At 48.1% G+C, this 6060-nt stretch carries 7 protein-coding genes; 3 read left to right on the forward strand and 4 right to left on the reverse strand.

Annotation, left to right across the window (positions count from 1 at the left end; translation table 11 throughout):
* Positions 1 to 163 precede the first annotated feature (163 nt).
* Together ABZJ92_RS11800 and trhP are read left to right on the forward strand one after the other, a co-directional pair.
* Positions 164 to 496, forward strand: coding sequence for a YegP family protein (locus ABZJ92_RS11800; RefSeq protein WP_000929408.1), 333 nt, complete (start codon positions 164 to 166; stop codon positions 494 to 496).
* A 146-nt stretch (positions 497 to 642) separates the two neighbouring features.
* Positions 643 to 2004 carry a prephenate-dependent tRNA uridine(34) hydroxylase TrhP gene (trhP, locus tag ABZJ92_RS11805; RefSeq protein ID WP_005049106.1) on the forward strand — a complete coding sequence of 454 codons (1362 nt, stop codon included), beginning with the start codon at positions 643 to 645 and terminating at the stop codon, positions 2002 to 2004.
* A gap of 341 nt (positions 2005 to 2345) precedes the next feature.
* Here the strand turns inward: trhP and yegR are convergent, their stop codons facing one another.
* On the reverse strand, positions 2346 to 2663 hold the full coding sequence (gene yegR / locus ABZJ92_RS11810) for a protein YegR (protein WP_001295425.1): 318 nt from the start codon (positions 2661 to 2663) through the stop codon (positions 2346 to 2348).
* A 405-nt stretch (positions 2664 to 3068) separates the two neighbouring features.
* Between yegR and yegS the strand changes: the two genes are divergently transcribed.
* Positions 3069 to 3968 (forward strand): lipid kinase YegS, encoded by a 900-nt coding sequence (gene yegS / locus ABZJ92_RS11815; protein WP_000807346.1) that lies wholly within the window; start codon positions 3069 to 3071, stop codon positions 3966 to 3968.
* An 81-nt stretch (positions 3969 to 4049) separates the two neighbouring features.
* On the opposite strand, the gene ABZJ92_RS11820 is transcribed toward yegS, so the two are convergent.
* From ABZJ92_RS11820 to ABZJ92_RS11830, 3 genes are all read right to left on the reverse strand, one after another.
* A complete protein-coding gene (locus tag ABZJ92_RS11820; RefSeq protein WP_005105579.1) occupies positions 4050 to 4823 on the reverse strand; it encodes a DeoR/GlpR family DNA-binding transcription regulator in 774 nt (257 codons plus the stop codon).
* A 105-nt stretch (positions 4824 to 4928) separates the two neighbouring features.
* Complete coding sequence (gene gatD / locus ABZJ92_RS11825) at positions 4929 to 5969, reverse strand: galactitol-1-phosphate 5-dehydrogenase (RefSeq protein ID WP_000844251.1); 1041 nt, start codon at positions 5967 to 5969, stop codon at positions 4929 to 4931.
* A 32-nt stretch (positions 5970 to 6001) separates the two neighbouring features.
* On the reverse strand, positions 6002 to 6058 hold the full coding sequence (locus tag ABZJ92_RS11830; protein ID WP_003032489.1) for an IS1 family transposase: 57 nt from the start codon (positions 6056 to 6058) through the stop codon (positions 6002 to 6004).
* Positions 6059 to 6060 lie beyond the last annotated feature (2 nt).

Here is a 6060-nt window from a genome sequence, read left to right on the forward strand (position 1 = left end):
AGATGGCGTTCAGACCCGATCCGGCAACATTATTCCACGCATGGTCAGCAAACTGACATTATCTCTCCGCCCTGGCAGGCATCAGAAAATCGCTCATACTTTAATCAGTAAACAGCACCTTTAGATGCTGTTTTCGATAAGCAATTTCAATCAAGGAGTCATTATGGCTGGTTGGTTTGAACTCAGTAAGAGCAGTGATAATCAGTTCCGGTTTGTGCTAAAAGCGGGCAATGGTGAGACTATCCTCACCAGCGAGCTGTATACCTCAAAAGCCTCTGCGGAAAAGGGCATCGCGTCGGTGCGTAGCAACAGCCCGCAAGAAGAGCGCTATGAGAAAAAAACGGCAAGCAACGGCAAATTCTATTTCAATCTGAAAGCCGCTAATCATCAAATTATCGGCTCCAGCCAGATGTACGCCACCGCGCAATCTCGTGAAACCGGAATTGCCTCCGTTAAAGCCAATGGCACAAGCCAGACGGTGAAAGACAATACGTAATTACGATGCCGGGCGTGGGTTGTTGGCGTCCGGCGCTTTACCAGATCCCCCCTACAGCGCTACAATGCCCGCCCTTAAAGTGGGGGCCTCCCCTAACCGCTTCATCAGGTGAAGCGGATCTGACCTGTCATCAGAACGAGAGAATTATGTTTAAACCGGAACTCCTTTCCCCGGCGGGAACGCTGAAAAATATGCGTTACGCTTTCGCTTATGGCGCAGATGCTGTTTATGCGGGCCAGCCGCGTTACTCCCTACGTGTGCGCAACAACGAATTCAACCACGAAAATCTTCAGCTCGGCATCAATGAAGCCCACGCGCTGGGGAAAAAGTTTTATGTCGTGGTCAACATTGCACCGCACAACGCCAAGCTGAAAACCTTTATCCGTGACCTGAAACCGGTGGTGGAAATGGGGCCGGATGCGCTGATTATGTCCGATCCAGGGCTGATTATGCTGGTGCGTGAGCACTTCCCTGAAATGCCGATCCACCTCTCGGTGCAGGCTAACGCCGTGAACTGGGCGACGGTGAAATTCTGGCAGCAAATGGGACTGACCCGCGTGATCCTCTCTCGCGAGCTGTCGCTGGAAGAGATTGAAGAGATCCATAATCAGGTGCCGGATATGGAGATCGAGATCTTCGTTCACGGCGCACTGTGCATGGCCTACTCCGGTCGCTGCCTGCTCTCTGGCTATATCAACAAGCGCGACCCGAACCAGGGCACCTGCACCAACGCCTGCCGCTGGGAGTACAACGTCCAGGAAGGGAAAGAAGATGACGTTGGCAACATCGTACACAAGTACGAGCCGATTCCGGTGCAAAATGTTGAGCCGACGCTGGGTATCGGCGCGCCAACCGACAAAGTGTTTATGATCGAAGAAGCCCAGCGTCCGGGCGAGTATATGACCGCGTTTGAAGATGAGCACGGCACTTACATCATGAACTCGAAAGATCTGCGCGCCATCGCCCATGTAGAACGCCTGACCAAAATGGGCGTGCATTCGCTGAAAATCGAAGGTCGTACCAAATCTTTCTACTATTGCGCACGCACCGCACAGGTTTACCGCAAAGCTATCGATGACGCCGCTGCGGGAAAACCGTTCGATACCAGCCTGCTGGAAACTCTGGAAGGTCTGGCGCATCGTGGCTATACCGAAGGTTTCCTGCGTCGTCATACTCACGACGATTATCAGAACTACGAATACGGTTATTCAGTTTCTGACCGCCAGCAGTTTGTTGGTGAGTTTACCGGTGAGCGCAAGGGGGACCTCGCAGCGGTAGCGGTGAAAAATAAATTCTCCGTTGGCGACAGTCTTGAGCTGATGACGCCGCAAGGCAACATTAACTTTACCCTTGAGCACATGGAAAACGCCAAAGGCGAAGCTATGCCGGTCGCACCAGGCGATGGTTATACTGTGTGGCTCCCGGTCCCGCAGGATCTTGAGCTAAATTACGCGCTGCTAATGCGTAATTTCTCCGGGGAAACCACGCGTAACCCCCACGGTAAGTGATTAATTTCGATTATTTTTCCCGGATGGAAAATTCTTAGAAACCGATCACATACAGCTGCATTTATTAAGGTTATCATCCGTTTCGCTGAAAAACATAATCCATAAAATGCTAGCTGTACCAGGAACCACCTCCTTAGCCTGTGTAATCTCCCTTACACGGGCTTATTTTTTGTACATAAGCTGTAAAGAAGGATTGATCCCTGATAACCGTCTTCCATTGACCACATCGATAGAATCCCCCTTCATAGCACAATGCCTTTCACGTAACGGTATCGTGCTCGCCCAGGTTCCGGCTACGCACAGCCAGAACGCGCATGTTTGACGCTTACAAAAAAATATTCTCACTCTCCACATTTGAATGTCAGACGAGCGACGCCATGTAATCCTGCACCTTCTGTCTTCAGGTCAACTATCTGCATTTTTTTGCCCTGAGTAACACAGAAATGGGCTGCATCATTTTTTACTATATTTTCTGCACCAGATATTCTGCCCCTGGCTAAAGAAGCTTCGGCTTCGGTGTAGTATTGGTTATCGAGTTTACGCTGAATATTACTTTTATATGCAAGACCAAATTTACCGATACTTGTTTCATCATTATGCACAGCACAACCAGATATAAGAAAAATACTAATTAATGATATAGCAGCTATCTTTTTCATCTCACCTTCCCCCATTAAATACCAACGACACTCTCTAGTGTTTAAATATAATAATGGCATGATTATTATAATTGAATAGGATTATAATAAATGTTCTGTACAACATTTCCTACATAAGTAGGAATTACGGACATTGAGGCCCTTCAGGGTAACTCCATGGGGGCTTTAATATATTATATTGAAGATGCCACTGTTTAGTTGAATATTAGGTATATGCTCTTTTTTGAAATTTATCGGTGGCAGCCGTTAGTATTCGCTGTCCCCATTGCAAGCTCCTGGTGGTAACCACTGAATCCTCCATACTTGAACTGACTTTTTATCCTCCGACTTTCATCCTGTTCTGACTCCACCTTTTGTTTTCTGCTCTACACTATCTACAGACCAATCATAAAGGCACATACGATCATGGCAGAATTTCCCGCCAGCTTACTGATTCTTAATGGTAAAAGTACTGACAATCTACCCTTGCGCGAAGCAATTATGCTGTTGCGTGAGGAAGGAATGACGATCCATGTGCGGGTCACCTGGGAGAAAGGTGATGCCGCACGATTTGTAGAGGAGGCCCGGAAGTTGGGCGTCGCAACGGTGATTGCCGGTGGTGGCGATGGCACCATTAATGAAGTTTCTACGGCGTTGATTCAGTGTGAGGGGGATGACATACCCGCGCTGGGAATTTTGCCATTAGGAACCGCCAATGATTTTGCCACCAGTGTAGGGATTCCTGAGGCACTGGATAAGGCGCTGAAACTGGCAATTGCCGGTAATGCCATTGCGATAGATATGGCGCAGGTCAACAAACAAACCTGTTTTATTAATATGGCGACAGGCGGATTTGGGACGCGTATTACCACAGAAACGCCGGAAAAATTAAAAGCCGCGCTGGGTGGCGTCTCTTACATCATTCATGGCTTAATGCGCATGGATACTCTGCAACCGGACCGTTGTGAAATCCGCGGTGAAAACTTTCACTGGCAAGGTGACGCCCTGGTCATTGGTATTGGTAACGGGCGTCAGGCCGGTGGCGGTCAACAATTGTGCCCGAACGCGTTAATTAACGATGGCTTGCTGCAACTGCGCATTTTTACCGGCGATGAAATTCTTCCGGCTCTCGTATCAACCTTAAAATCTGACGAAGATAACCCGAATATTATCGAAGGCGCTTCGTCGTGGTTTGATATACAAGCCCCACACGAAATCACTTTTAATCTTGATGGCGAACCGTTGAGTGGGCAAAACTTCCATATTGAAATACTTCCGGCGGCGTTGCGTTGTCGATTACCACCAGATTGTCCATTATTGCGTTAATCAAACTATTCTCTCTTGAACCAGGGAGAATCCGTAATGCCGGATGCGGTGTAAACACCTTATCCGGCATACAGAACAATACTACACCGTAATTAATTTTACCCGTGTCTTCTGCAATGCCAATTTATCCACCTCTGACACAGCATCATCGGTAACAATAATGTCAATTTTTTCGATTGGCAGTACCTGATTAAAACCGCGACGATTAAATTTCGATGAATCGAGAACGGCAATCACTTTATTTGCGGCGGTGACCATCGCCCCGCTAATCGAATAACCTTCATTAAAGGTCGTAATACCATTAACCGCATCAATACCATCAGCACCGACAAACATTAAATCGGCATTAATATCCTGCAATGAACGCTCGGCAATGGAACCATGCATCGAGCGCGTTTTATGGCGGACCGTGCCACCACAGACGACCAGAGTAATGTCTTTATTTTCGGAAAGGGCAAACGCTGCCGGGAGACTGTTGGTAATCACCGTGATATTTTTAGCGGTCATTAATCCTTCGGCGATAAGCATTGTGGTACTTCCGCTGTCGAGAATAACGGTCATCCCTTCATGGATCATTTTGACTGCCGCCTGCGCTATTCTGTTTTTTGGCGCGCTGGCGAGCTGAAATCGCTCTTTAAACCCGACTTCCTGGGTCTCGGTTTCACTATTACCGGACATTATTTTCGCCGCACCGCCATGAAAGCGCGTAACCACGCCTTTTTGTTCGAGAAAGCGCAAATCGGCACGGATTGTCGCTTCCGAGGCAGCAAATACTCCCGCCAGATCCTGAACAAGCACGGTTCCCTGTTCATTCACTAATTGGATGATCTTATTCCTTCGCTCGAATGAATTCATCGTCATTTACCCATATTCAATTGTGGCTAGTGTAAACGAAGGGGGACCATTGGTGAATGATCTGTTTTGCACAATACCGGGCCAGCATCACGCTGGCCCGCGGTTTCATGGAATGAGCAACACTTTGCCCTGCATGGCATTACGAGCGATGTCACGCACCGCCTGGGTGAAGCTTTCAAAGCTTCCACGGTGAGCGATTAATGGCTCCAGGCTTAACTTACGTTCTGTCAGCAACCGGCTCGCCGTTTCCCACTCCTGCCCCGGCCAAGGGCTGGAATAGTTCATCCAACTGCCGATAACCGTCAGCTCTTTACGCAATATTTTGCCAAACGTTGCCGATGTTAAATGCAGATCCTGATGCAACGTGCCCACCAGCGCCAGTTGGGCATGAGGACCGGCAATCTCTACCGCCAGTTCGACAGTTTGCGGTACGCCAGCCGTCTCGAGGATAAGCTGATTAAAGCGCAGTTCGCGTAAAACGCTCTGCATTTGCGGCGCGCTCATTTCGCTACTGTTAAATGTTTGCATCGCACCGAAAGATTTTGCCAGTGCCAGTTTTTCTGAGCTAATGTCGATCGCCGTCACACTCTTTGCTCCCAGCGCGACAGCGCACTGAATAGCCAGCAGGCCAATGGTTCCGGCACCAATAATAATAACGTTTTTATTCTCACAACCTTGCGCTAAATGAAAAGCATGCAGGCCAACGGTAATCGGCTCAATAAAAGCCCCATCCTCAATAGGCATATCCGTGGGTAGAGCAAAGACATTTTTTCGCTTAACGACAATATATTCAGCAAATCCACCATCACGCCGCGAGCCAATAAAATCATATTTTGCGCACTGGGAATAAAACCCTTTCAAACACTCTGGACAAGTAAAACAGGGTAATAACGGCACACAGGCAACCGCATCGCCAGGGTGTAAATCATCAACACCGGATCCCACCGCATCAATATAGCCGCTAAATTCATGGCCTAACGTTATTGGATAATAATGTGCACCATTTTTAAATATCCTGGGTAAATCGGAACCACATAAGCCCGAGCTGGCAATTTTTACCCGCACCTCATCCTGATGTTTAATTTCAGGAATGACGCTTTTTGCAACGCGCACGATACCATCAGTATCATTCACTACTGATTTCATAAAAACTCCTGATTGTTGGTAATGACTCCAACTTACTGATAGTGTTTTATGTTCAGATAATGCCCGATGACCTTGTCATGCAGCTCCACCG

This window comes from Shigella sp. FJ200513 (genome assembly GCF_040495915.1).
Lineage (GTDB): Bacteria > Pseudomonadota > Gammaproteobacteria > Enterobacterales > Enterobacteriaceae > ECMA0423.

Excerpts from the sequence above, each read along its gene's own strand:
- ABZJ92_RS11800 (WP_000929408.1), top strand. The coding sequence starts at position 164 with ATGGCTGGTTGGTTTGAACTCAGTAAGAGCAGTGATAATCAGTTCCGG.
- trhP (WP_005049106.1), top strand. The coding sequence starts at position 643 with ATGTTTAAACCGGAACTCCTTTCCCCGGCGGGAACGCTGAAAAATATG.
- yegR (WP_001295425.1), bottom strand. The coding sequence starts at position 2,663 with ATGAAAAAGATAGCTGCTATATCATTAATTAGTATTTTTCTTATATCT.
- yegS (WP_000807346.1), top strand. The coding sequence starts at position 3,069 with ATGGCAGAATTTCCCGCCAGCTTACTGATTCTTAATGGTAAAAGTACT.
- ABZJ92_RS11820 (WP_005105579.1), bottom strand. The coding sequence starts at position 4,823 with ATGAATTCATTCGAGCGAAGGAATAAGATCATCCAATTAGTGAATGAA.
- gatD (WP_000844251.1), bottom strand. The coding sequence starts at position 5,969 with ATGAAATCAGTAGTGAATGATACTGATGGTATCGTGCGCGTTGCAAAA.